We start from the raw sequence: 23,569 nt of genomic DNA on the forward strand, positions 1-23,569 counted from the left end.
GCGCCATGACGTTGCACTCCCTCTCATTCACGCTGAATTCGCCGGAAGAAACCGCTGATCTTGCGGCCCGGCTCGGCGCGGAATTGCGACCCGGTGACATACTGCTTCTCGAAGGCGAGATCGGCAGCGGTAAGACCCATTTCGCGCGCAGCCTGATCCAATCGTTGATGACGGTGCCCGAGGATGTCCCCTCACCCACGTTCACGCTGGTGCAGGCCTATGACACCGAGGCCGGCGAAATCTGGCATTGCGATCTCTATCGGCTGAGCGCGGTGGAAGAAATCGAGGAACTGGGGCTGATCGAGGCCTTTGACGCCGCCATCTGCCTGGTCGAATGGCCGGACGCACTGGGTCCGCTGACTCCCGGCGCCGCCCTGAAACTGACTTTTGAAACAGACCCTAATTCAATGGATACACGCCATCTGACCCTGTCCTGGTCCGATCCGAAATGGCCCCCGAAACTGGAGACCGCCGCATGACAAACCGCGCTGTGCTGGCCGAAGCGCTGATCGCACAAACACCTTGGGCCAACGCAATCCGCGCGCCTCTGGCCGGGGATGCCTCATACCGCCGGTATGAACGCCTGACTGACCCGGCGACCGGTCGGACGGCCGTATTGATGGATTCCCCTCCGGGCCAGGCCGAACCTGTCGAAGCCTTCGTGCGTATGGCAGAGTATTTGCGATCCATCGGGCTCAGCGCACCCGAGATTTATGCCGAGGACACACAATATGGCTTCCTGCTGCTCGAAGACTTGGGCGATGACCTGTTCGCCCGTGTTCTTGAGCAGCACCCTCAGATGGAACGCGAGTTGTATGAGGCCGCAACGGATGTACTAATCGAGCTTCACGACGCACCCACCCTGTCGTTGCAATCCTATGACCCTACCCTGATGACAGAACTGGCCGCGCTATCCTTTACCACATACGCACAGGCGGTTCTTGGGACACATGATGCCGACGCGCGCGTGCGGTTCGAACATCGCTTTTCCGATATTCTGCATCAGGAGACTTCGGGAAAGAAAGTGGTCATCCAGCGGGATTACCACGCGGAAAACATGATCTGGCTACCGGATCGGACGGGAGTCCAGCGGGTCGGCCTGCTGGATTTTCAGACCGCAATGCTGGGCCATCCAGCCTATGACCTCGTCTCGATGCTGCAAGACGTCCGCCGCAATGTGGGACTGGGAACCGAAATGCGGATGCTGAACCGCTATATCGCGGCAACAGGCGAAAATGATCACGATTTTCGGACAGCTTACGCTGTGCTGGGGGCGCAGCGAAACCTGCGTATTTTGGGGGTCTTCGCGCGTCTGGCGACAGAACGTGGCAAACCTCAGTATGTGGATCTGATCCCGGCTGCCTGGGCGCATCTGATGCGCGATCTGGAACATCCTGCTCTGGTCAACGTTGCTGATCTGCTGCGAAGCGCCCTTCCCAACCCAACACCGGAAAATCTGAACAGGCTCAGACAGAAATGACTCAACACCCCAATGCTGTCATGTTGTTTGCCGCCGGGTTCGGGACCCGCATGGGTGCGTTGACCAAAGATCGGCCCAAACCGCTGATCGAGGTCGCAGGTCGGCCCCTGATCGACCACGCGCTTGATCTGGTGGATGACCTGCGTCCCAACCGCGTGGTCGCTAACCTGCATTACCTTCCCGAACAGCTTGAGGCACATCTGGGCCCCAAAGGCGTACTGATTTCGCGGGAAGAGCCAGACATTCTTGAAACCGGCGGCGGGCTGCGCGCTGCACTGCCCTTGCTGGGATCGGGACCGGTGTTCACCCTGAACACCGATGCGATCTGGTCCGGGCCAAACCCTCTGACCCTGCTGCGCGAGGCATGGGACCCCGACAGGATGGACGCGTTGATGATGTGCGTTCCCACCGCCCAGGCCATCGGGCACACCGGGAAAGGCGATTTTACCGCCGATGAGGATGGCCGGATCACCCGCGGCCCCGGATTGATCTATGGGGGCGCCCAGATCATGAAGACCGGGGGGCTGCAGAACTTCTCGGAAAAAGCGTTCTCACTGAACCTGCTTTGGGATCAGATGCAGAAGCAGGGCCGCTTGTTCGCCCTGTCATACCCCGGCCGCTGGTGCGATGTCGGACGCCCCGAAGGGATCGCTTTGGCCGAGGGGTTGATTGCCGATGTTTGAGCCCAGCTCCGCACCGCGCGTCTTTGCGGTTCCACCCGGCGCGGATTTTCCGAAAGCGCTGGTCCACGGGCTGAGAAACCGCAACGCAGATTGCCCACCCGAGGCGTTGGCGCGGGTTCATCTGGTCGTCAACACCCGCCGCATGGCGCGCCGCGTGCGCGATCTGTTCGATCAGGGCCCGGCCTGTCTGTTGCCGCGCCTGTCGCTGGTCACCGATCTGGGCGAAAGCGTCGATCTGGCCCAAATTCCACCCGCCATCCCTCCGCTGCGGCGCAGGCTGGAACTGACACAATTAATTGCCAAATTGTTGGAACAACAGCCTGATCTGGCGGCGCGATCATCCTTGTTTGACCTGTCTGACAGTCTGGCGGCCCTTATTGATGAAATGCAGGGCGAAGGTGTCTCACCCGACGCGATCCGGCAACTGGATGTCAGTGATATGTCCGGCCACTGGGCTCGCGCGCAGGCTTTCATCGGCATTGCTGATCACTTCATCGACTCCGGCCCCGATACGCTGGATGCGCAGGCACGGCAGCGACTTGTGGTGGAGAACCTGATCGATCGCTGGCAAGGCGATCCGCCGCAGCACCCGGTCATCCTTGCCGGGTCTACCGGGTCGCGGGGGACTACGCTGATGCTGATGGAGGCTGTCGCGCGCCTGCCGCAAGGGGCGCTGATCCTGCCGGGCTATGATTTCGACCAACCGGATCATGTCTGGCGGGGATTGGATGATGCCCTGGCCTCAGAGGATCACCCGCAATACCGGTTCCGCAAGTTGATGAACCAGCTTGAAATGCAGCCCGATCAGGTCATGCACTGGACCAACGATTGGCCTCCCTCACCTGCGCGTAACCGCCTGATTTCACTTGCATTACGCCCGGCGCCGATCACCGATGCCTGGATGTCCGAAGGCCCTCGGTTGACCGAATTGGACAGCGCCACCAATGACCTCACGTTGGTCGAGGCGCAATCTCCCCGTGCCGAGGCGCTCGCCATCGCCCTGCGCCTGCGGCAAGCAGCTGAGACCGGCCAGACCGCTGCACTGATCACACCCGACCGGATGCTGACCCGTCAGGTCAGCGCTGCGCTGGACCGGTGGAATATCCTGCCCGATGACAGCGCCGGCTTACCGTTGCAATTGTCTCCGCCCGGCCGGTTCCTGCGCCATGTGGCAGGTCTTTTCGCCCGGCGTCTGGATGGTGAGGCGCTGCTGACCCTGCTCAAAAATCCGCTGTGCCACGATGGCGGCGATCGCGGTGGGCATCTGTTGCATACCCGCGATCTGGAACTGGATTTACGGCGCCATGGTCCCCCATTCCCGGACAGCGCCAGCCTGACCGCATTTGCCATTCGCAAGGAAATGCCCGAGGGCTGGATACAATGGCTGACGCGGCATTTCTGCGATCAGCAAATGGCGGGCGAGCGCCCTCTGTCTGACTGGGTTGCCCGACTACGCACACTGGCCGAGGCAATTTCGGCGGGGAGCGTCGGGGAAAGTGGCACGCTCTGGGACAAAAATGCAGGCCAAAACGCGCTGACAGTTTTGGCCGGATTGGAAGCAGAGGCGCAGCATGGCGGCCCAATGACCGCCTATGATTTCGCCGATTTGCTGGGTGCGCTTTTGGCGGGTGAAGAAGTTCGCGACCGGGACGCGCCGCACCCCCACATCATGATCTGGGGCACACTCGAAGCCCGTGTTCAGGGTGCAGACCTGCTTATACTGGGCGGTCTGAATGAAGGCAGTTGGCCTGAAGCCGCGTCGCCAGACCCATGGCTGAATCGTCAGATGCGCGACAAGGCCGGGCTTTTGCTACCAGAACGCCGGATTGGCCTGTCTGCACACGACTTCCAACAAGCTGTCGGTGCACCGGAGGTCTGGCTGACCCGCGCGACCCGGTCCGATGACGCGGAAACCGTGCCGTCGCGCTGGCTGAACAGGCTGACGAACCTGTTGCAGGGCTTGCCGGGGCAGGGTGGACCCGACGCCCTGTCCGATATGCGCAAACGCGGGCAGCAATGGCTGCGCTGGTCCGAGCAATTGGAAGTTGCGCCGCGAATAGACCCCGCACCGCGCCCGTCTCCGCGCCCACCGGTCCCGACCCGTCCGCGTCGTCTGAGCGTGACGGAAATCAAACGGCTGATCCGCGACCCGTATGCGATCTACGCCAAACATGTGCTGCGTCTGAAGCCTCTGGACCCGTTGGTGCAGGCACCGGACGCCTTGCTCCGCGGTATCGTCATCCACGAGATTCTGGAGCATTTCGTCAAAGACAGTGTGCTGGACATGGCATTGCTGACCCGAGAGAATTTCCTCAAGCGCGCCGAAAGCCTTTTGGATCAGCATGTTGCCTGGCCTACCGCTCGCAAGCTATGGCTGGCGCGGCTTGAATGTATCGCCGATGATTTTCTGAACGCTGAAACCGCCCGTCGTGGCGATGGTGGGCCAGTAGCGTTTGAAGCCGCAATGAAGCTGGTGCTGTCGCCGCTGGATTTCACAATTGCAGGCCGGGCGGACCGCATCGACCGCAACAGCCGGGGCGCCCTGCGGATCGTGGATTACAAAACCGGGACGCCGCCCACCGAAAGCCAGCAGGCCAAATTCGATAAGCAATTGTTGATTGAGGCCGCAATGGCCGAGCAGGGCGGTATTGAAGGAATCGACCCGACATCCGTCGCCGAGGCTGTGTTTATCGGCATGGGCGGGACCTATAAAGAGGTGCCCGCGCCACTGGTCAAGGAGCCTTCGGAAAAGGTTCTGGCCGAGCTGAAAGAGTTGATTTCCTCTTATTTAGAGCCTGATCAGGGATTCTCGTCCCGTCGAATGCTGCACAAGGATACGGACATTGGCGATTATGATCATCTGGCCCGGTTCGGTGAATGGGACCGCACTGATGAAACTACGCCAGAGGACCTGACATGAGTGCCCGCAATGACGCAACTGAACGGCAGGTGCAGGCCGCGCGACCCGATGCCTCGACCTGGCTGGCGGCCAATGCGGGGTCGGGCAAGACGCGGGTTCTGACGGACCGGGTGGCCCGCCTGTTGCTGGGCGGGGTTCAGCCACAACACATTCTGTGCCTGACCTACACCAAAGCCGCCGCCAGCGAGATGCAGAACCGGTTGTTCAGGCGGTTGGGCGAATGGGCCATGTTGGGAGATGGGCCGTTGCTGGCGCAATTGACCGATTTGGGTGTTCCGGGGATCATCAACCCCGACAGGCTTGCGCAAGCCCGCACGTTGTTTGCGCGCGCGATCGAAACACCCGGCGGGTTGAAGATTCAGACAATTCACTCGTTCTGCGCCTCATTGCTGCGACGCTTTCCGCTTGAAGCCGGCGTCAGCCCGCAATTTTCGGAAATGGAAGACCGAGCGGCGGCACTGCTGCGTGAAGAAATTGTCGAGGATTTCGCCGAAGGCCTGCAGGCCGCATTGATCGAAGATGTCGCCCATTTCGTCACCGATACCGGGTTCGACAAGCTCACGGCTGCCATATCCCAAAAGCGCAACCTGTTTGCGCAGCCGATGGAGTGGTCCGACTTGCTGCTGCAGTTCGACCTGCCCGACGGGTTTGACGAAGACACCTTGCAGGCCCGCGTATTTCTGGGTGGCGAGGTTGAACTGATTCGCTCGATCCTGCCTGCTTTGACTGAAAGCGGCGGCAACAATGCCAAGGCCGCAGCAAAGCTCGCGGCGTTCACCGAGGCGCGGATCAGCAGCTTGCCTGTTTTGGAAAGCGTGTTTCTGACCGGAAAATCCGCCAAGGAACCCTTTACGGCAAAGATCAACAGCTTCCCAACCAAAGCGCTGCGCGAAGGGGCGCTGGCTGGGCACATGCCCAAGTTGGAAGCCTTCATGCTGCGGATCGAGGCCGCGCGGGAACACCGGCTGGCGCTGGTCGCCGCCCGCAAGACGCTGGTGCTGCACCGCTTCGCCGCTGCCTTCCTGCCGGAATACGAGCGGCGCAAGCAACTGCGCGGCTGGTTGGATTTCGACGATCTGATCCTGCGCGCGCGGCAGGTGCTGAACGATCCGGTCGTGGCAGAATGGGTGCTGTACCGGCTGGACGGCGGTATCGACCACATTCTGGTGGACGAGGCGCAAGACACCAGCCCCGATCAATGGGATGTGGTCGAGAAACTTGCGCAGGAATTCACCAGCGGGGAAGGGGCCCGGTCGGGGGTCGAGCGCACAATATTCGTCGTCGGTGATAAGAAGCAGTCGATCTATTCTTTCCAGGGCGCCGACCCGCAAGCCTTTGACCTGATGCAGGCTGAGTTCGGGCGAAAACTCACAGAATCAGGCTCTAAATTGTGGGATTTCACGCTTGAATACTCGTTCCGATCGTCGAGCGCGATCCTGTCTCTGGTCGATATCCTGTTCGAGAACCGCGCTGATGCCGGTTTTCACAAGGAAAGCCAGCACCGCGCGTTCAAGGCCGATCTGCCCGGTCGCGTCGACCTATGGCCGGTGGTTGAAAAGGTCGAAGAGGACGATGATGGGAATTGGACCGATCCGGTGGATCGACCCGGCGCGCGGCACCACAACACCATTCTGGCCGAGCAGGTCGCGCAGTCGATCAAGACGATGATCGACCGGGGTGAGACAATCCCGGAAGATGGCAAAACGACGGGCACATTTGTGCGCCGCAAGGTTCAACCAGGGGATTTTCTGATCCTCGTCCAACGCCGCTCGGACCTGTTTGCCGAGATCATTCGTGCCTGCAAGGCCGCAAACCTGCCCATCGCCGGGGCCGACCGGCTGAAAGTGGGGGCGGAACTGGCCGTTAAGGATCTTGCCGCGCTGCTGAGCTTTCTTGCTACGCCCGAAGACAGCCTGTCTCTGGCCACCGTCTTGAAATCTCCGCTGTTTGGATGGACCGAACAACAGCTTTTCGATCTGGCCCATCGGCGAGAGGAACAATTCCTCTGGGCAGCGCTGCGGCGCCGCGCCGAGGAGTTTCCCGAAACGACGGCCGCGTTGAACAACCTGCGCTGTCAGATCGACTTTCTGCGTCCCTATGACCTGATCGAGCGCATCCTGACGCGCCATGACGGGCGTCGTAAGCTGCTGGGTCGCCTGGGTGCCGAAGCCGAAGACGGGATCAATGCGCTGTTGTCGCAGGCGCTGGCTTACGAACGTACCGACATTCCCAGCCTGACAGGATTTCTGGTCTGGATGCAAACCGACGATCTGGAAATCAAACGGCAGATGAGCGGCGTCGGCAACATGATCCGGGTGATGACGGTGCATGGCGCCAAGGGGCTGGAGGCGCCGATTGTGATCTTGCCGGACACAGGAAAACGGCAGGCCCCGCGCGATGCCGAGATCATGGTGGGTGACGGAAAAGCCCTTTGGAAAGTACCCGCCGATGCCTCACCGGCGCTGATCGCCCGCGCACGTGCAGATGCCAGAGAGCGGGAGGAAAACGAACGGCTCCGGTTGCTATATGTGGCTCTAACACGGGCAGAAAAGTGGTTGATCGTGGGGGCTGCCGGGGATGTCGGCAAGGATGGAGGTAGCTGGTATCAGATGGTCGAGGCGGCAATGGCTCGTGCCGGAGCCACGCAGCTGCCGGGTTCCGGGACCTTGAGGTTGGCACACGGAGATTGGGAGGCGCTTCCGCTTGCGGAACGGGCAGGCACTGCGGTCACCGAGACAGCGCTGCCCCGGCAATTCCTGTTACCTGCCACCGCACCCGAACCCGCTCCGGAAACGCTCAGCCCCTCAGATCTGGGTGGTGCCAAGGCACTGTCCGGCGACACGGGATTGCATGAAGAGGCCGCAAAGCTACGTGGCACACGCCTGCACCTGCTGCTCGAGCACCTGCCGTCCGTTGCCTCGGACAAATGGACACAGCTCGGCGTCCGGATTCTGCCCGATATGCAGGAAACGGAACGGCAAGAGCTGCTGGATGAGGCGCGCAGCGTGCTGACGGCGGACCATCTGCAACCGGTTTTCGCGGCGGATGCGCTGGCCGAAGTGCCCGTTACGGCTGACCTGAACGGCCATCGGATGCATGGTGTGATCGACCGTCTTATCGTGACCGATGTCGACGTTCAGGTTGTTGATTTCAAATCGAATATGATGGTTCCGGACAGCCCGTTCGCGTGCCCCGAAGGTCTGCTGCGGCAGATGGGGGCCTATGCCCGGGCACTGTCTCAGATCTATCCCGACCGCGAGGTCCGCACCGCCATACTGTGGACGCGCACGGCGGACCTGATGTGGCTGCCACACGATCTTGTGACGGATGCACTGGGTCGCACCCAGATATCTTGACCTTGGAATGTCGCGACCCTACGTTCAGTTCCCGAGTTTACCCCATTCAGGAGACAGAATATGTCGACCGTAGCCGTAACCGACGAAACCTTTGACGCCGAGGTTAAGAATTCCGACATCCCCGTGGTTGTCGATTTCTGGGCCGAGTGGTGCGGACCCTGTAAGCAGATCGGCCCGGCTCTGGAAGAACTGGCCAATGAATACGGCGGCAAGGTGAAAATCGCCAAGGTGGACGTCGACAGCAACCCAAATGCAGCCGCTGCAATGGGAGTGCGCGGTATTCCGGCGCTGTTCATCTTCAAGGACGGTCAGGTCGTCTCGAACCGCGCTGGTGCCGCGCCGAAGGCCGCGCTGCAAAGCTGGATCGACGAATCCATCTGATCTGAGCGTTTTCTGATCAACGGGCATCGCTGTGCGGTGCCCGTTTTTTCTTTGGTTAGTCCGCACCTGACTCCGGTCCGATCCATTCCAGCGGCAAGTTCACAACCGGCCCGTTTGGCCGATGGCGCCTGTCCAGAGCGTGAGGAAAACTCGTTGACCGGACTTTCCGTTTTGCGCGATCCCGCCGCACGAACGTGGCCTCGATCACTCGGGGAAATGTCTCATCTTCAATGTCCACAGTGCCAGAGGCATTATTGGGATGGATATGAGCGCACACAAACCCGTCTTTCAGGGCTGACAGGGCAGGGTGCGCCCTTTTGAAAGCAGCGGGCTTGGTGAGGATCGACGGAATGCGGTGAAGCTCCAGCACGATGAGGCGAAAGCGGTTCAGGTATTCGGCTGGCAGGGTAGAAAGAACGTTATACTCCGCACCTTCGATATCCATCTGCAGAATCATGTCGCCATCGGTCGGCGCAAACTGATCCATCCAATCCTGCAGCGAGATGACATCCTCGCCCGTTGCCGCGGCCAGATGCTTTTTGACAAAGACAGAGTCCGGGACGTTCAGCATCGGTTCGTCAACCGAGCCATCCGCCATAAAAGACGGGATCCCATGCTTCGCCAGGTCCAATTCAAAGCTGGATTGCCGCGAAACGCCCGGTGAAAAACAGGCGACGATACCTTCCAGATCGCTGGGCAACAGATACCCGCCATCGCCAAAATCACCTACGCGGATGAGCTTGTACCCCAGATCATAAGGTCTGATCACATCAGCGAAAAAAACCCGGCGGTCGGCAGTCGTCATATCAGATCCGGACATAGAAACTCCGCTGAGGCTGATCTCTTCAGGTCAACATGTCTTGTCACGCAAAATTGCGGAATACCAGTATTGTTTAGCTTCTGGATCTAACCGGGTCTTCAGAACGCATGATCGCTCCAGTTGTTATAAAGGCCTATTCCAGGCAGCATTTTTGTTTGAACCCGAACAGGATATCGGGTTGCCTTGCCGCATATGAGCACCCTCTCCAAACCAGATGAGGCAGAAATGGCAAAAACACGGGTTCTTGTGGAATTCGGCATGGGCACCTCGCTAAGGCGCAAGGATTACACCGAGGCCGCATTGCGCGCGATCAAGGACGCGCTGTGGCACAACTCGATTAACATGGCCGAGCTGTTCGGCTTTCCGAAAGAAGCGATGATCATCGATGCGGAGATCGGCGTGCAGCAGCCGGATCAGGTCGATGTAGAGAGGCTGAAAGCGGTTTTCCCCTACGGCCAGCCCAACATCACTGTTACCCAGGGTGGTCTGGATGTCGATAAACCAGACAGCGAAGGCCGCACGGTTATCGCCAACGCGGCCCTTGTCGTTTCCTTTGATATAGAGCCCGCACAATGACCGAAAAACGTATCATTCTGGAAATGGGCACCGGGAACGACCTTTATGGTCAGAATTACACCAAGGCGGCGCAGCGCGCGGTGCAGGACGCGCTGCACCATTCCTCGATCACGTTGTTTTCAAAGCTGGGAATCGACCATTCGGAAATGCGCGTTAACGTAACAATCGGTGTGCAACGGCCTGAAGAGGTGGATTGCGATCAGGTAACCGCCGATCTGCCACGGGGGCTGGCAAAGGTGCGTGTAGTCAAAGGGGGGCTGGATGTTGTCGATGACGCAGCAGGAACGCGCCACGTGGTGGCCACGGCTGCGATCGAAGCTTTCCTGGAGGAGCTGTCCGGAAGGTACAAGCTGTCCTGAAAAAGAAAAAGCCGCTCGGATGAGCGGCTAATCTAAGTTGTCGAGCGGGTCGCGGATCAGATATTTTTGATATCCGCGCGGCACAGGCCGATATCTTCCAGCTGTGCATCGCTCAGGACCGACAGGGCCTTGCGGGTCTTGCGGGAGTCGTTCCACGCAACTGCTTTTTCGTATGTTCCGAAGAACGCGTCCACTACATGCAGGATGGTAGCTGCTCCGAGCGGCGCATGGATATTTGCGGTAGTTGCCATTTGCGCATTCCTTTTAACTGAAACAGCCGACCTCGTGTCGGTTGTGAGGCTCATGTAAGATTTTCCACTGAGTCTCACAATTGCTGGTTCGACAGCCCCGAATTGCATTTTGTGCATATCTTTTGGGCTGCTTTGGAACGGGTTGCACCAATCGCGCACCCGGCCCATATATGAGCCCGGAGATAACGGAGGCTTTGATGGCAGACAGCGATTTTCCCGGTTGGCATGGCACGACAATTATTGGCGTCAAGAAAGGCGGCCATGTGGTGATTGCCGGGGACGGGCAGGTCAGCCTGGGCCAGACCGTGATCAAGGGCACCGCCCGCAAAGTCCGTCGCCTGTCGCCGGGCGGTTTCGAGGTTGTCGCGGGCTTCGCCGGATCGACCGCCGATGCCTTCACCCTGCTGGAGCGGCTGGAAGCCAAGCTTGAGGCAACGCCCGGCCAATTGGCCCGCGCCTCGGTCGAACTGGCCAAGGACTGGCGCACCGACAAGTACCTGCAAAAGCTTGAGGCGATGTTGATCGTCACCGACGGAAACGACCTGCTGGTGATCACAGGGGCAGGGGACGTGCTGGAGCCCGAACACAACGTGGCTGCCATCGGATCGGGCGGCAATTATGCCCTAGCCGCGGCCCGCGCGATGATGGACGGCGACAAGTCGGCTGAACAGGTGGCACGTGAGGCCATGGCGATTGCCGCCGATATCTGTGTCTATACCAACGGCAACCTGACGGTTGAGACGATCTCAGGCTAGCAGCGCTGAAATCTCTTTCCCTTTCCAGCGCATATGCATCCCGATCAGGCCCATCAGGGCCGTTGCTACGACGATGTAATAGGGCAGGCGAATATCAAAGCTCATCAGCCCGCCGCCGATCAGTGACATGATCCCGCCGGCCAGACAGAACACGGCGGTGGTCACACCCATGACCCAGCCCTGATCGGCCTCGCTGACCGATGAGGAAAACAGGCCCAGCATGGTCGGATACGAGACGCCGAAAAAGAAATAGAAGAAGAAGACCGGGAAATAGCTCAGTACCCCGTTGGGGCTGAAGGCAAAGGCAAACCCGCAGATCACCATGACCACCAGCGAGGTGTAGATGATCACGTGCTTGCTGAACTTTTCCTGTGCAGGTTTGACCAGGAAGGTACTGGAGAACGCCAGCGCAAAGCCGATGACCACCATCGCCACGCTGCCGCCGATCACACCGTACCCGAAGGCGCTGGTCAGGAAGTTGTCGACGAACACATAGAAAGTGACGTTGGCGATCATGAACAACGCATAGACCGGCAGGATTTTCATAACCATCGGGTGACCCCGGACGGCGATCAGGCTGTCGGTGATGTCCCGCGGACGGAACACAAACGCGGTGCGCTCGGTGCGGGTGTCCTTGAAGAAGAACAGAACCAGGAAAATGGCAACCAGTACCAGAACAAAGGCGCCGTAAAACGGGGTTTTCAACGTGGCCGCACTACCCAGAAGGGTCGCATCCGACAGCACGGCGCCGATTATCGGCCCGCCCACCAGACCAAAGCTGACACCGGTGACGATATACCCCATGTTACGATCCCGGTCGGCAGCGTCGGTGCTGCCGTCGATCATGGCGGCTTGTGCAATAGGCTGATTTCCTGCGGTAAACCCGGTGATAGAGCGCCCGGCGATCAGCAGCAGAAGGCTGTTCAGGTACAGGGCTGCAATGGTGATGGCGTATCCGGCAAGCGCGCCGCCCAGACAGACCAGCAAAGCATTCTTGCGACCGATGGAATCCGAAACCTTCGACACATAAACGACCCCCAGAAACCAGGACAGGAAGAAGCACCCGATCACCAGACCGTAATAGAAGTGGCGTCGCCCCTGCGGAGTACCTTCCGGCAGGAAACCTGATTTTGTCTCCATGATCAGAGAGTTGATGATGGGAAAGACCAGTCCTTGCCCGATCAGATCAACAAAAACCACGAACAGCAGGGTGATCTTGGCAATCTTCGACATACAACTCGTCCCTGTTTCCAACATCTTGGACGAGTGTAGCAGATATGCGCCGCGTCACCTAACAGCGCAACAGAGGCCGGACGTGCCGGCCTCGGTACCTTTGGTCCGGCACGGGTTACTTGAGCGTTGCTACACCCAACGGAACGCCCGCGACCTCGCACCAGATATAAACCTCGTTGTAATTCGACACGTCCAGCGTCGGCGGCACGGCATAGGATTGCTTGCCGGTCAGGTGCAGCAGAGCGCCCAGCTTGGTATCGGGGTCATATGAGCCGTCCTTGCCCAGCGCCACGCGCGGGTCGGGGCCGCCATCCAGCGAAAAATCATCCCCCAGCTCGACGATATAGCGGTCACCATCCTTGACCATTTTGACGGTTCCGGATGTGACATGGTTGGAGCGGCCCTCGAATTGGCCCTCATGGCCACCGGCCACGGCAAAAGTGGTGCTGGCCAGGGTCAAAGCCGCACCTGTAGCTGCAGCGTTAAGAAAGAGCGAACGGCGCGTCATCATGATGATTGATCTCCATTGAAGTTGCGCAGGCGGTCTTGCCTGCCACCAACCTTATGACCGAGCCGCACTCAAACATGCCATTCACAACACTACGAAATCCCGTGTGCGCCCCGTGTATTGTCGTGATCTTTGCGTGATCGGCTTGTGTTTTCGCGCCCCATGATTAGGTTCCGGTGCGAAACAAACGGATAGAAAACACATGACCGACCTGACCCCGCGCGAGATTGTCTCGGAACTGGATCGTTTTATCATCGGACAGAATGACGCCAAACGCGCGGTGGCCGTGGCGCTGCGCAACCGCTGGCGGCGCAAGCAGCTGGCCGATGATCTCCGGGACGAGGTCTATCCCAAGAATATCCTGATGATCGGCCCCACCGGCGTCGGCAAGACCGAGATCAGCCGCCGTCTGGCCAAACTGGCTCGCGCGCCTTTTATCAAGGTCGAAGCGACCAAGTTTACCGAGGTCGGCTATGTCGGCCGTGACGTCGAACAGATCGTGCGTGATCTGGCCGATGCGGCAATCATCCAGACCCGCGAGTACATGCGCGAGGATGTCAAAGCCCGTGCCCATCAAGCCGCCGAAGACCGCGTGATCGAAGCCATCGCCGGTACCGACGCCAGAGAGGGCACGCGCGAGATGTTCCGCAAAAAGCTGAAGGCGGGTGAACTGGACGACACAGAAATCGAACTGGAACTGTCCGACACTTCGAACCCGATGCCGATGTTCGACATTCCCGGACAGCCCGGCAGCCAGATGGGGATGATGAATCTGGGCGATATCTTCGGCAAAGCCTTTGGCGGGCGCACCGTCAAACGCAAGATGACCGTCGCAGAAAGTTATGAGGCTTTGATCGGGGAAGAGGCCGACAAGTTGCTTGACGATGAAACCGTCAACCGCGTCGCGCTGGAATCGGTCGAACAGAACGGCATCGTGTTTCTGGATGAGATCGACAAGGTCTGCGCCCGTGCGGAAGCGCGCGGTGGCGATGTCAGCCGCGAGGGGGTTCAGCGCGACCTGTTGCCTCTGATCGAAGGCACAACTGTATCGACCAAGCACGGGCCGGTCAAAACCGACCACATCCTGTTCATTGCCTCTGGCGCGTTCCACATCGCCAAGCCGTCGGACCTGTTGCCTGAATTGCAGGGCCGCCTGCCGATCCGCGTCGAACTGCGGGCGCTGACCGAAGAGGATTTCGTGCGTATCCTGACCGAGACCGACAACGCCCTGACCCTTCAGTACACCGCGCTGATGGGCACCGAGGAGGTCACGGTCAGTTTCACCGAAGACGGCATCGCCGCTCTTGCGCGTATCGCGGCGGATGTGAACCAAAGCATTGAAAACATCGGCGCGCGGCGTCTGTACACGGTGATGGAACGGGTGTTCGAGGACCTGTCCTTTGCCGCCCCCGACAAGGCCGGGACTGAAATTACGGTCGACGCGCAATTCGTGAATGACAATCTGGGTGAGTTGACCAAGTCGACAGACCTCAGCCGTTACGTTCTGTAACACGTTCAGCCGGAATTCGCCGCCAATCTCGCCCCATGTCGCTGGACGTGGGGCCAGAATTCGATAGCTTAGCGCAAAAGGCTCTGAGGACGTCCCGTGCTGCGCTATTTGATTATTCTTTTTGTGTCCCTTTCACTTGGTGCCTGCGTTGATCGGACCGTATCCGAGATTGTGCCTTCGGCTCTGAATGTTGGTACACCGGAAACCATTTTCGCAAGCACGACCCGGGCTCGTGAAGCCGACGGGAACTATGGATTCCGACGTGGCGAAACGCTGAAATTTCTGGAAACCACGGTGTCCATCCCGCCCACGCACACGCCGGGAACGCTGAAATTCTCCTATGCGAATCCAAATCCGAAAAAGGAATTCGTTCTGGCAGATGTGACAGAACTGGACGGACCGCAGGGGCTGCGAGAACACCTGCACGGCCAGGACGACGTTACCATCTTTGTGCATGGGTATAACTCGACCCAGACTGAGACCCTTTTCCGCGCGGCTCAGCTGACCCATGATATCGGTCTACCGGGATCCACTTTGGTCTATTCCTGGCCCAGTCGGGCGACGGGCTATGGATATGCCTACGATCTGGACAGCATGTTGTTTGCCCGTGACGGGTTGGAGCAAACCATCCGTGAACTGAAGTCCATGGGTGTTAAACGTGTCATTCTGGTTGCACATTCCATGGGCGGCGCCCTGTCGATGGAGATGATGCGGCAGGCGGAACTGCAGGAACCCGGCTGGGCCAACAGAAACATCGAAGGGGTGGTGCTGATTTCCCCCGATCTGGATGTGGATCTGTTCCGGTCGCAGATGGAGCGAATCAAAAACCCGCCCGAACCCTTTGTCGTGATGGTGTCGCAGAAGGATAAAATCCTGAACATCTCGTCCCGCCTCCGTGGAACAGCCGAAGGCGAAAGGTTAGGGAACATAAGCTCGATCGACACACTGGAAGAGTTTCCGATCAACGTGATCGACACCACCGCCTTTAGCAGCGATGCTGGGTCGTCGCATTTCGTCGCCGCCACGTCTCCGGCGCTGCTGGCGATCCTCAGTTCGGTCCGGCGGGTCAGCAATACGTTCGGGCCTGACGAACGACCAGGGATCGACGTTCTGGTCCCGCCAAGCCAGCGCAACCCCGATGGCGCGACCGAGATCATTCTGACGGAAACCGGAGAAGCGCAGGTTAGTACTCCGTGACCCGGTTCAGTCTGCGTCGGTATCTGATCCGGAACGCAGGCTGGCTGAGCGCGGGAATTCTGCTGACGTTTCTGTCCAGTTTCGGGCAAACTTTCTTCATTTCGATCTTTTCCGGGCAGATCCGCGCCGAGTTTGGCCTCAGCCACGGGACATGGGGCGGAATATACTCACTGGGCACGACGGTATCGGCCATCGTGATGATCTGGGCCGGAGGATTGACCGACATTTTCCGCGTTCGGATTCTGGGGCCGGTGGTCCTGTCTGGTCTTGCGCTTGCCGCGCTATCCATGGCCCTGAATAGCTGGGCGATGATGCTGCCGTTTGTGATCTTTCTTCTGCGCGCCTTTGGTCAGGGGATGAGCATGCATCTGGCGCAGGTCGCCATGGCGCGCTGGTTCATCGCCACGCGGGGAAAGGCGCTTTCCATTGCATCGCTGGGTTATGCGATCGGGGAATCCCTGCTGCCATTGGTATTTGTCGCCGCTATGGCCTTTTTGGATTGGCGCTGGCTGTGGGTGATCGCTGCAGGTATCACAATTCTGGGCATACCGGTTCTGATACGGCTATTGCGGCAGGAAAGAACGCCGCAAAGCCTTGCCAGCGATCATTCGGCTACAGGTATGCAAGACCGGCACTGGACCCGACACGAGGCGCTGTGGAATCCCTTGTTCTGGTTCATGGTGCCCGCGATCCTTGGACCGTCTGCCTTCATCACCGCTTTCTTTTTTCATCAGGTCCATCTGGCCGAGGTCAAGGGCTGGCTCCATATCCAGCTGGTTGCTTTGTTCCCGGTCTTTACTGGTGTTTCGATCCTGTCGATGTTCGCAGCGGGCTGGGCGCTGGACAGGTGGGGTACCGCGCGGATCATGCCTTTTTATCAACTGCCGATGGCTGTTGGTTTTGCTGTCCTCGCCTTTTCGGGCACCATCGGCGGGGCGCTGATCGGCCTTGTCTTTCTGGGCCTGACTGTCGGGGCGCACAGTACATTGCCCAGCGCCTTTTGGGCTGAGTTCTACGGCACCCTGCACATCGGTGCGATCAAAGCCATGGCGGCGGCAGTCTTGGTTCTGGGCTCGGCCATCGGACCTGCGCTGACCGGAGTGCTGATTGACCGCGGTGTCTCGCTAAGCACACAGTTCCTTTGGATCGCCGCATTTTTCATCCTTGTCTGTGCGCTTGTCTGGATCGGCATCCGCCGCGCAAAGGACGAGTATTAACGGTTCCGGCGCAGATAGACGTAATAGGCACCGTCGCCGCCATGACTGATATGGGCAGGCGTCACCTGCAATACCGCCTGCGCCAAAGGCGGCAGAGACAGCCATTGCGGCACCTGGTTGCGCAGCACCCCGCGCGGGGTTGGTATAGGGCCGGGTTCGTCCCGATCCTTGCCTTTGCCGGTGATCACCAGAACCAACCGTTTGCCCTGCGCCTGTGCCGTCAGGATGAACCGCACCAATGCAGGATGCGCCGTGTCGATCCGCATCCCATGCAGGTCCAGCTTGCCTTCCGGCTTTAGCTTGCCCCGTTTCATCCGGCCAAAGGCCTTGGTGTCCATCTGAACTGGGCTGGTCCGCAGGCTATCGGTCACTGAGGGTTTCAGCGCATGGTGCGCGGGTTTTGCCGATGCATCCCGGCCTACTTCGAACCCATCAAGCCGCAGCTTGGGCGTCTTTGTGGGCTTGGGCTTGGGCAGGGTGATCGGATGCATCGATTGGGGAATCTCAGGATGCATGCGCTCAGCCTGTTTGGCGACCTTGCGCCACAGCTCGATCTCTTCTGCGGTCAATTTGCGCCGGGACATCAGAACTCATCCGGTAACAGGGCATAGGCGCGCTGGATCGGCAGCAACAGGACCATTCGGCCCGAATCCTTCAGCCGTCCTGCGGCCTGACCTGCGGCATCTCCGGTGCCAAAGAAGATATCCGCACGCTGCGCCCCTTTGATGGCCGCACCGGTATCCTGCGCAATCATAAGCCGGCGCAATGGGGTTTTGCCGTCCTTTTCGACCCAGACCGGAGCGCCCAAAGGCGTGTAAGCAGGATCGGCCGCAATACTGCGCATGGTAGTTACGGATCGGTTCATCGCCCCCAAAGGACCAAGCTCGGGTGCAACCCGCGTCACTTCGCGAAAGAACACGTAAGACGGATTGTGAAACAACAACTCCGCACCAGCCTCGGGGTTTTTGCGAACCCAGGCGCGGATCATCTGGGCGCTGACCTCATGCGCACCCAATGCGCCTTGGCGGATCAGTTCGGCCCCGATTGAGCGGTAGGGATGCCCGTTTGCACCGCCATAACCAACCCGCAGTGCGCTGCCATCAGGTAGACGGATACGGCCCGAGCCCTGAATTTGCAGAAAGAACAGTTCGACCGGGTCATCCACCCAGGCGATTTCCAGCCCTCTGCCTGTCATGGCATCGCCGGTCAGAATCTCGCGGCGGCTGAGCCATTTTTCGGTGGCCCGCGCCTCGGGCGGCATTTTGTAGATCGGGTATCTGAACCGCCCCGAAGGAGTTTTCGATCCATCCAGCTCTGGTTCAAAATACCCGGTGAACAAGGCATCATTGCCGTCTTCGACCAGTACCGGGCGAAAGAACAGCTCAAAGAAAGACTGCGCTGCATCCGGCTCATAGGTCTTGGCCACCCCGCACAGAGCGCGCCAGTCCGGGTCCTTCAGATCACCGCATGTGTTCAGGAAAACCGAAAGGGCAGCGCCGTGATCATCGTCGGCCCAGCTTTCCAGGTCATCAAACGACAGGATGGATCGCGTCGCCTCGGCTCCGGCGACGCTGGCGGTGGTCATGGCGCCCACCAGAAAGAGCGACCGGAGTGCGGCACTCATGCGTCCGTGGCAACAAGCAGCCAGTTCGGATCGTCAGCGCCCATGACACGGGCAAAGGTCCAGCTGTCCTTTTGGCGTTTGACGGTGTTCGGGCTGCCCTCGATGATATCGCCTCCGCGATCACGCACGACCGACGTCAGCTCACCGACGAACTTCATGGTGATCTCGGCCTGATTGGTGTCTTTGTCGAATTTAACATCGGCCAGCGATGTCTCGCGCACACCGACGAACTCGGCTTCGATGGTCAGGCCCTGATCTTCGCGGTCGGCGACGACAGAAACGAAAGTGTCGAACACCTCTTCGGACAGGAAGGGCTGGATTTCGTCCAGATTACCCTTTTCGAACCCCATGACGATCATCTCATAGGCGCCGCGCGCACCCTGCACAAACTCGGTCACGGAAAAACCGGGCTCGATCCGCTTCATCGCGGCAAGCGTTTGCGCCTGTTCGCTGTCCTCGGCAACATGGTCCGTGATGTCGTGATCCGGGCCACCGTCGATCACTTCGAACCCGCGGCGGGATTTATGTGGTTCAGGCTGTTGCTGAAGCGGCGGTTTTTCAAAACCCTCACGGGTGCCCAGCACGCTTTTCAGGCGCAGGATCAGGAAAACGGCAATTCCGGCCAGGACCAGCAACTGGATCATCGGTTCGTTCATTTCATCCTCTTTTCAGACTGCGACTTTGTATACGCAGCCTCATGCCACTATGTAGGTGACAGTTGGGGGCAAGTCCACCGCCCGGCCCATGGTAAAGGATAACGCAAATGTACCTGTTCTTGGCATTTTTATTGGTCCCGATCATCGAGATCGCCCTGTTTATTCAGGTTGGTGGTCTGATCGGCCTTTGGCCAACCCTTGCAATAGTGGTTCTGACGGCCGTTCTGGGCACCGTATTGGTCAGGACACAAGGTCGCATGGCGCTGGCCAATCTGCAGCGGTCCTTTGCCGAGTTGGACGACCCGACCGAGCCACTGGCCCATGGCGCGATGATCCTGCTGTCCGGCGTTTTGCTGCTGACACCCGGATTTTTCACCGACGCCGTTGGTTTTGCGCTGCTCATACCGGGCGTGCGGGTGGCCGTATTTCGATATATTAAGTCCAAGGCGACCATCACGCATTTCCAGATGGGCTCCGGGGCGCAGTTTCGCACCGGTCCGGCCCCGTTTGATCAGGATGACGTGATCGACGGCGAATTTACCGAAGTGCGCCCGCGTCAGGATCCCTCGAAGCGGTCCAAATGGGTCGAAGGGCCGCACCAGCATTGAGGTGCCGCGTCCAACTTGCTAAGCAGTGGCGAATTTCAATTTCGGAGTAGATCCATGGCTGACGAAAGCCCTGCAGAAAATACCGCGGCCCAGGCCGCCCCGCAAATTCAGATGCGTGTTCTGGGACAATTCATTCGCGACCTGTCCTTTGAAAACGTGATGGCGCAAAAAGGTGTGTCCGGCGACGTTCAGCCCGAAATCGCGGTACAGGTGAACCTGGATGCGAAAAAACGCCCAACGGAACACCAGTACGAAGTTGCGGTCAAGCTGAACATCAAGTCCAAAGCCAAGGGCCTGGAGGACATCCTGTTCCTGTGTGAGCTCGACTATTGCGGTCTGTTCCACATCGAAGGTGTGGCCGAGGACCAGTTGCATCCGTTCCTGATGATCGAATGCCCGCGCATGCTGTTCCCGTTCCTGCGCCGCATCGTCAGCGACATCACCCGTGACGGTGGTTTCCCACCGGTCAATCTGGACAATATCGACTTTGTTGCACTGTACCGCAATGAACTGATGCGCCGTCAGGCCGAAGCGCAGAAAACCGAAGCCTGATAAATTTGACCCGCGCCAGGCCTGGTCTCAGGCGCGGGTCCACAGGGCGTTTTCGCCCAGTTTTTCCACAAAGGCCTCATGTGCCGCGCGTTCTTCTTCGGTGATCTTCGACGCCAGCGGTGTCGGGCGCGCCGTAGGACGCCAATCATCTCCGCCCCAGGACGCAGAGGACGCAGCCGTGGACAGACCGAAATCCGGTTGCCGTCCGCCGATCAGCTCCAGATACACCTCGGCCAGGATTTCCGAGTCGAGCAAAGCTCCGTGCAGCACTCGGTTCGAGTTGTCGATGTTGAACCGTCGGCACAGCGCATCCAGCGAGGCGGGTGAACCGGGGAACCGTTTGCGCGCAATCGCCAACGTGTCCAGCGCCTGATCCATTGGGATTGGTGGCAAACCCATCCATTTGAGTTCCGCGTTCAGGAACTTCATGTCGAAGGACGCGTTGTGGATTACCAATTTCGCATCACCGACAAACTCCCGGAACCCCTGACCGACCTTGGCAAAGACCGGCTTGTCCTTCAGCGTCACCTGACCTTTTTCCGGCGGGCGCGGTGGTTCCAACAGGTCAGGGCCAATACCATGCACGCCGAACGCCTCTTCGGGCATGGACCGTTCGGGGTTGATATAGACATGATAAGTCTCGCCCGTGGCCACGTGGTTCCACAGCTCAACTGCACCGATCTCGACAATCCGGTCGCCGCTTTCCGGGTCAAACCCGGTGGTTTCGGTATCGAGCACAATCTCACGCATTTGCCATCCCCGCCCGTATCTGCCTGACCACATCCTGCACCTGCGCGCGGGCGTGGTCCAGTGTGTCGGTCACGATCACAAAATCCGACCGCGCGCATTTTTCGTCATTCGGCATCTGCTTGGCACGGATATGCTCAAACTGGTCCTCGGTCATGGTGCTGCGCTCCATCACGCGGCGTTTTTGCTCGTCTGCCGGGATTGAGACACAGGCGACGGCATCCATCGCCACCTCGCCGCCGGTTTCGAACAGCAGAGGGATATCGAACACCAGAATATCCGCTGTGGCGGTTTCCCGGAAAGCGGTCCGATCGGCGGCGACCAGAGGGTGAACGATCCCTTCGATCACTTTCAAAGCCGCTGGATCGGTTGAAAGGATCTGTTTCAACGCATCCCGGCTAACTGCGCCGTCAAGAACAGCATCCGGAAACGCAACGCTCATCGGTGCAACCGCGGCACCTTCCCTTGAATAGAGTCTATGCACAGCCGCATCCGCATCCCACAACGCACAGCCTTCTTCCACGAACATCTGCGCGGTGGTGCTTTTGCCCATTCCGATCGAGCCCGTCAGGCCAAGTGCAAAGCTCATTCCAGCACCGCCGCGCGAAGGTCGTCTGTCACCTCGGGACGCTTGCCAAACCAGCGTTCAAAACCGGGCACGGCCTGATGCAATAACATGCCCAACCCATCGACCGTGGTGCACCCGGCCGCTTCGGCCTGCTGCAGCAGACGGGTTTTCAGCGGTGCGTAGACCAGATCGGTCACAACCGATCCGGGTTGCAAGCCGTCCAGAGGCACACGCAATTCCGGCTGTCCCTGCATCCCCAGCGAAGTCGTGTTGACCACCAGCTCGGCATTTTCGATGGCATTACCGGCCTGTACCCAGTCGACGACAGTAATGGGCTCGCCAAACTCCTCTTTCAACTGGTCCGCGCGGGCGCGGGTGCGATTGGTCAGCAGAATCTCGGGTACACCTGCTTCTGCCAGCGCCTGCAAAACGGCCCGGGCTGCGCCACCAGCGCCAAAGACAACGGCCGGGCCATCTGACGGGTTCCAGTCGGGCGCTCCGCTGCGCAGGTTCTCCATGAACCCGTAGCCATCGGTATTGTCGGCGTGAATTGCTCCGTCATCATCAAAGACCAGCGTGTTCGCCGCGCCAATTAAAGAGGCCCGGTCAGAAACATGATCCGCCAGACGCAAAGCAGCCTCTTTATGCGGTACGGTCACATTGGCACCGACATACCCGGCCTTGGGCAAGGTCCGCAGAACAGTCTCCAGATCTTCGGGCGCGACATCCATAGGGATATAGTGCCCTGGCAACCCGTGGCTCTTTAACCAGTGACCATGCAGCCGAGGCGATTTCGAATGAGCTATAGGGTGCCCGATCACTCCGGCCAGCGGAATACGGTTATGCGTCATTGATCGATCACCCCTTTGACAGCCAGAAAATTGAGCAGTTCCAACAGGGGCATACCCAAGACATTAAAATAGTCCCCGTCAATGGTGGCAAACAGACGAACGCCTTCCTCTTCCAGCTTATAAGCCCCCACCGCATGACGAATACTGTCCCAGTTGCGTTCAATATAGCCGCGCAGATAGGCGTCCGAACTCATCCGCATCCGCAAGCGCACCTGCCCCACATGCCGCCAGATTGGTTCACCATCCTGATAGATAACAGCTGCAGACAGCAACATATGACGCTTGCCCCGCATCGCTTTGAGTTGCACCAGCGCGTCTTCGGGCGATTTCGGCTTGGACAAGAGCAGCCCGTCGAAGTCCAGAACCTGATCACAGCCCAGAACCATCGCACCGGGGGTCTTGTCGCTGACTTTGCGGGCCTTCATCTCGGCCAGTGTGTCCGCGATATCGCGGGGCGGCGCGTTTTCGGCCAGCAGAGCGCGTTTGGCTGTATCCTCGTCAACGCGCGCGGTCTGCACGGTGAACGGCACGCCCGCATTCCGCAACAGCTGTGCGCGAATGGATGACCCCGACGCCAGGATGATGGGGACAGACATGTGGAAAACCCCCTGAGCAAATCGTTGAGTGTTCTGGGATGGTTTGTATGGTTTTCCGGTTGACACGCAACCCCGGGAAATTCGCGAAAACCTCCCCTGAGTCGCTCGAACTCTGTCCAAT

General features: G+C 59.2%; 24 protein-coding genes and 1 pseudogene. 14 read left to right on the forward strand and 11 right to left on the reverse strand.

The features are described from left to right. The first annotated feature begins 5 nt into the window (after nucleotides 1–5). From tsaE to trxA, 6 genes and pseudogenes are all read left to right on the forward strand, one after another. Nucleotides 6–479 (forward strand): tRNA (adenosine(37)-N6)-threonylcarbamoyltransferase complex ATPase subunit type 1 TsaE, encoded by a 474-nt coding sequence (tsaE, locus tag GOX66_RS06875; protein WP_170760950.1) that lies wholly within the window; start codon nucleotides 6–8, stop codon nucleotides 477–479. Beyond that, entirely contained in the window at nucleotides 476–1,480 is a 1,005-nt protein-coding gene (locus GOX66_RS06880) for an aminoglycoside phosphotransferase family protein (protein WP_170760952.1), read from the forward strand. Before tsaE ends, GOX66_RS06880 begins: the two co-directional genes overlap by 4 nt. Beyond that, nucleotides 1,477–2,163 carry a nucleotidyltransferase family protein gene (locus tag GOX66_RS06885; RefSeq protein ID WP_170760954.1) on the forward strand — a complete coding sequence of 229 codons (687 nt, stop codon included), beginning with the start codon at nucleotides 1,477–1,479 and terminating at the stop codon, nucleotides 2,161–2,163. Before GOX66_RS06880 ends, GOX66_RS06885 begins: the two co-directional genes overlap by 4 nt. Next, nucleotides 2,156–5,083, forward strand: coding sequence for a double-strand break repair protein AddB (addB, locus tag GOX66_RS06890; protein ID WP_170760956.1), 2,928 nt, complete (start codon nucleotides 2,156–2,158; stop codon nucleotides 5,081–5,083). Before GOX66_RS06885 ends, addB begins: the two co-directional genes overlap by 8 nt. After that, nucleotides 5,080–8,439: a double-strand break repair helicase AddA gene (gene addA / locus GOX66_RS06895; protein WP_170760958.1), complete on the forward strand. Its 3,360-nt coding sequence runs from the start codon at nucleotides 5,080–5,082 to the stop codon at nucleotides 8,437–8,439. The genes addB and addA overlap by 4 nt, the downstream gene beginning before the upstream one ends. Nucleotides 8,440–8,478: 39 nt before the next feature. Beyond that, nucleotides 8,479–8,820: pseudogene (trxA, locus tag GOX66_RS06900) on the forward strand (thioredoxin); the annotation flags it as partial. Between the two features lie 55 nt (nucleotides 8,821–8,875). On the opposite strand, the gene GOX66_RS06905 reads toward trxA, so the two are convergent. After that, nucleotides 8,876–9,640, reverse strand: a complete 765-nt coding sequence (locus GOX66_RS06905; protein ID WP_170760962.1) for a class I SAM-dependent methyltransferase — start codon at nucleotides 9,638–9,640, stop codon at nucleotides 8,876–8,878. A gap of 225 nt (nucleotides 9,641–9,865) precedes the next feature. On the opposite strand from GOX66_RS06905, the gene GOX66_RS06910 reads away from it, so the two are divergent. Both GOX66_RS06910 and GOX66_RS06915 read left to right on the forward strand, forming a co-directional pair. Next, nucleotides 9,866–10,216 (forward strand): Lin0512 family protein, encoded by a 351-nt coding sequence (locus tag GOX66_RS06910; RefSeq protein WP_170760964.1) that lies wholly within the window; start codon nucleotides 9,866–9,868, stop codon nucleotides 10,214–10,216. After that, nucleotides 10,213–10,575, forward strand: coding sequence for a Lin0512 family protein (locus tag GOX66_RS06915; RefSeq protein WP_170760966.1), 363 nt, complete (start codon nucleotides 10,213–10,215; stop codon nucleotides 10,573–10,575). Before GOX66_RS06910 ends, GOX66_RS06915 begins: the two co-directional genes overlap by 4 nt. Nucleotides 10,576–10,631: 56 nt before the next feature. Here the strand turns inward: GOX66_RS06915 and GOX66_RS06920 are convergent, their stop codons facing one another. Continuing rightward, nucleotides 10,632–10,826 carry a DUF1127 domain-containing protein gene (locus GOX66_RS06920; RefSeq protein WP_170760968.1) on the reverse strand — a complete coding sequence of 65 codons (195 nt, stop codon included), beginning with the start codon at nucleotides 10,824–10,826 and terminating at the stop codon, nucleotides 10,632–10,634. 197 nt (nucleotides 10,827–11,023) lie between these two features. Between GOX66_RS06920 and hslV the strand changes: the two genes are divergently transcribed. Continuing rightward, nucleotides 11,024–11,581, forward strand: a complete 558-nt coding sequence (gene hslV / locus GOX66_RS06925) for an ATP-dependent protease subunit HslV (protein ID WP_170760970.1) — start codon at nucleotides 11,024–11,026, stop codon at nucleotides 11,579–11,581. Here hslV and GOX66_RS06930 read toward each other — a convergent pair. Together GOX66_RS06930 and GOX66_RS06935 are read right to left on the reverse strand one after the other, a co-directional pair. Next, nucleotides 11,573–12,814, reverse strand: coding sequence for an MFS transporter (locus tag GOX66_RS06930; protein WP_170760972.1), 1,242 nt, complete (start codon nucleotides 12,812–12,814; stop codon nucleotides 11,573–11,575). The two genes, hslV and GOX66_RS06930, sit on opposite strands and share 9 nt — an antisense overlap. A 115-nt stretch (nucleotides 12,815–12,929) precedes the next feature. Continuing rightward, entirely contained in the window at nucleotides 12,930–13,325 is a 396-nt protein-coding gene (locus tag GOX66_RS06935; protein ID WP_170760974.1) for a DM13 domain-containing protein, read from the reverse strand. A 199-nt stretch (nucleotides 13,326–13,524) separates the two neighbouring features. Here GOX66_RS06935 and hslU point away from each other — a divergent pair, with 199 nt between their 5' ends. From hslU to GOX66_RS06950, 3 genes are all read left to right on the forward strand, one after another. After that, a complete protein-coding gene (gene hslU, locus GOX66_RS06940) occupies nucleotides 13,525–14,832 on the forward strand; it encodes an ATP-dependent protease ATPase subunit HslU (protein ID WP_170760976.1) in 1,308 nt (435 codons plus the stop codon). 96 nt (nucleotides 14,833–14,928) lie between these two features. Further along, nucleotides 14,929–16,029, forward strand: a complete 1,101-nt coding sequence (locus GOX66_RS06945) for an alpha/beta fold hydrolase (protein ID WP_170760978.1) — start codon at nucleotides 14,929–14,931, stop codon at nucleotides 16,027–16,029. Then, on the forward strand, nucleotides 16,026–17,246 hold the full coding sequence (locus GOX66_RS06950) for an MFS transporter (protein WP_170760981.1): 1,221 nt from the start codon (nucleotides 16,026–16,028) through the stop codon (nucleotides 17,244–17,246). Before GOX66_RS06945 ends, GOX66_RS06950 begins: the two co-directional genes overlap by 4 nt. Here GOX66_RS06950 and GOX66_RS06955 read toward each other — a convergent pair. From GOX66_RS06955 to GOX66_RS06965, 3 genes are read right to left on the reverse strand one after another with little or no spacing between them, the layout of a single operon-like run. Next, nucleotides 17,243–17,830 carry a Smr/MutS family protein gene (locus tag GOX66_RS06955; RefSeq protein ID WP_170760983.1) on the reverse strand — a complete coding sequence of 196 codons (588 nt, stop codon included), beginning with the start codon at nucleotides 17,828–17,830 and terminating at the stop codon, nucleotides 17,243–17,245. The genes GOX66_RS06950 and GOX66_RS06955 overlap by 4 nt on opposite strands. Then, nucleotides 17,830–18,870 (reverse strand): murein transglycosylase A, encoded by a 1,041-nt coding sequence (gene mltA, locus GOX66_RS06960; protein WP_170760985.1) that lies wholly within the window; start codon nucleotides 18,868–18,870, stop codon nucleotides 17,830–17,832. The genes GOX66_RS06955 and mltA overlap by 1 nt, the downstream gene beginning before the upstream one ends. Beyond that, on the reverse strand, nucleotides 18,867–19,526 hold the full coding sequence (locus tag GOX66_RS06965) for a Tim44/TimA family putative adaptor protein (RefSeq protein ID WP_170760987.1): 660 nt from the start codon (nucleotides 19,524–19,526) through the stop codon (nucleotides 18,867–18,869). Before GOX66_RS06965 ends, mltA begins: the two co-directional genes overlap by 4 nt. A gap of 107 nt (nucleotides 19,527–19,633) precedes the next feature. Here GOX66_RS06965 and GOX66_RS06970 point away from each other — a divergent pair, with 107 nt between their 5' ends. Continuing rightward, complete coding sequence (locus GOX66_RS06970) at nucleotides 19,634–20,134, forward strand: FxsA family protein (protein ID WP_170760989.1); 501 nt, start codon at nucleotides 19,634–19,636, stop codon at nucleotides 20,132–20,134. A 54-nt stretch (nucleotides 20,135–20,188) separates the two neighbouring features. Further along, nucleotides 20,189–20,686, forward strand: a complete 498-nt coding sequence (gene secB, locus GOX66_RS06975) for a protein-export chaperone SecB (protein ID WP_170760991.1) — start codon at nucleotides 20,189–20,191, stop codon at nucleotides 20,684–20,686. Between the two features lie 27 nt (nucleotides 20,687–20,713). On the opposite strand, the gene dnaQ is transcribed toward secB, so the two are convergent. The 4 genes from dnaQ to GOX66_RS06995 are packed head-to-tail and all read right to left on the reverse strand — an operon-like array spanning nucleotide 20,714 to nucleotide 23,448. Further along, nucleotides 20,714–21,436, reverse strand: a complete 723-nt coding sequence (gene dnaQ, locus GOX66_RS06980) for a DNA polymerase III subunit epsilon (RefSeq protein WP_170760993.1) — start codon at nucleotides 21,434–21,436, stop codon at nucleotides 20,714–20,716. Next, nucleotides 21,429–22,022 (reverse strand): dephospho-CoA kinase, encoded by a 594-nt coding sequence (gene coaE, locus GOX66_RS06985; RefSeq protein WP_170760995.1) that lies wholly within the window; start codon nucleotides 22,020–22,022, stop codon nucleotides 21,429–21,431. Before coaE ends, dnaQ begins: the two co-directional genes overlap by 8 nt. Beyond that, a complete protein-coding gene (locus GOX66_RS06990) occupies nucleotides 22,019–22,852 on the reverse strand; it encodes a shikimate dehydrogenase (protein WP_170760997.1) in 834 nt (277 codons plus the stop codon). The genes coaE and GOX66_RS06990 overlap by 4 nt, the downstream gene beginning before the upstream one ends. Next, on the reverse strand, nucleotides 22,849–23,448 hold the full coding sequence (locus GOX66_RS06995) for a Maf family protein (RefSeq protein ID WP_170760999.1): 600 nt from the start codon (nucleotides 23,446–23,448) through the stop codon (nucleotides 22,849–22,851). The genes GOX66_RS06990 and GOX66_RS06995 overlap by 4 nt, the downstream gene beginning before the upstream one ends. Nucleotides 23,449–23,569: the final 121 nt, after the last annotated feature.

It is taken from the genome of Ruegeria lacuscaerulensis (genome assembly GCF_013031245.1).
GTDB lineage: Bacteria > Pseudomonadota > Alphaproteobacteria > Rhodobacterales > Rhodobacteraceae > Ruegeria > Ruegeria lacuscaerulensis_C.

Bases quoted from the DNA above. Each gene is read 5' to 3' on its own strand.
- GOX66_RS06965 (WP_170760987.1), bottom strand. From the start codon at position 19,526: ATGAACGAACCGATGATCCAGTTGCTGGTCCTGGCCGGAATTGCCGTT.
- dnaQ (WP_170760993.1), bottom strand. From the start codon at position 21,436: ATGCGTGAGATTGTGCTCGATACCGAAACCACCGGGTTTGACCCGGAA.
- GOX66_RS06930 (WP_170760972.1), bottom strand. From the start codon at position 12,814: ATGTCGAAGATTGCCAAGATCACCCTGCTGTTCGTGGTTTTTGTTGAT.
- hslV (WP_170760970.1), top strand. From the start codon at position 11,024: ATGGCAGACAGCGATTTTCCCGGTTGGCATGGCACGACAATTATTGGC.
- secB (WP_170760991.1), top strand. From the start codon at position 20,189: ATGGCTGACGAAAGCCCTGCAGAAAATACCGCGGCCCAGGCCGCCCCG.
- GOX66_RS06995 (WP_170760999.1), bottom strand. From the start codon at position 23,448: ATGTCTGTCCCCATCATCCTGGCGTCGGGGTCATCCATTCGCGCACAG.
- addA (WP_170760958.1), top strand. From the start codon at position 5,080: ATGAGTGCCCGCAATGACGCAACTGAACGGCAGGTGCAGGCCGCGCGA.
- coaE (WP_170760995.1), bottom strand. From the start codon at position 22,022: ATGAGCTTTGCACTTGGCCTGACGGGCTCGATCGGAATGGGCAAAAGC.
- GOX66_RS06970 (WP_170760989.1), top strand. From the start codon at position 19,634: ATGTACCTGTTCTTGGCATTTTTATTGGTCCCGATCATCGAGATCGCC.
- GOX66_RS06955 (WP_170760983.1), bottom strand. From the start codon at position 17,830: ATGTCCCGGCGCAAATTGACCGCAGAAGAGATCGAGCTGTGGCGCAAG.
- GOX66_RS06920 (WP_170760968.1), bottom strand. From the start codon at position 10,826: ATGGCAACTACCGCAAATATCCATGCGCCGCTCGGAGCAGCTACCATC.
- GOX66_RS06885 (WP_170760954.1), top strand. From the start codon at position 1,477: ATGACTCAACACCCCAATGCTGTCATGTTGTTTGCCGCCGGGTTCGGG.
- tsaE (WP_170760950.1), top strand. From the start codon at position 6: ATGACGTTGCACTCCCTCTCATTCACGCTGAATTCGCCGGAAGAAACC.
- GOX66_RS06905 (WP_170760962.1), bottom strand. From the start codon at position 9,640: ATGTCCGGATCTGATATGACGACTGCCGACCGCCGGGTTTTTTTCGCT.
- GOX66_RS06915 (WP_170760966.1), top strand. From the start codon at position 10,213: ATGACCGAAAAACGTATCATTCTGGAAATGGGCACCGGGAACGACCTT.
- GOX66_RS06880 (WP_170760952.1), top strand. From the start codon at position 476: ATGACAAACCGCGCTGTGCTGGCCGAAGCGCTGATCGCACAAACACCT.
- GOX66_RS06910 (WP_170760964.1), top strand. From the start codon at position 9,866: ATGGCAAAAACACGGGTTCTTGTGGAATTCGGCATGGGCACCTCGCTA.
- GOX66_RS06935 (WP_170760974.1), bottom strand. From the start codon at position 13,325: ATGATGACGCGCCGTTCGCTCTTTCTTAACGCTGCAGCTACAGGTGCG.
- mltA (WP_170760985.1), bottom strand. From the start codon at position 18,870: ATGAGTGCCGCACTCCGGTCGCTCTTTCTGGTGGGCGCCATGACCACC.
- hslU (WP_170760976.1), top strand. From the start codon at position 13,525: ATGACCGACCTGACCCCGCGCGAGATTGTCTCGGAACTGGATCGTTTT.
- GOX66_RS06990 (WP_170760997.1), bottom strand. From the start codon at position 22,852: ATGACGCATAACCGTATTCCGCTGGCCGGAGTGATCGGGCACCCTATA.
- addB (WP_170760956.1), top strand. From the start codon at position 2,156: ATGTTTGAGCCCAGCTCCGCACCGCGCGTCTTTGCGGTTCCACCCGGC.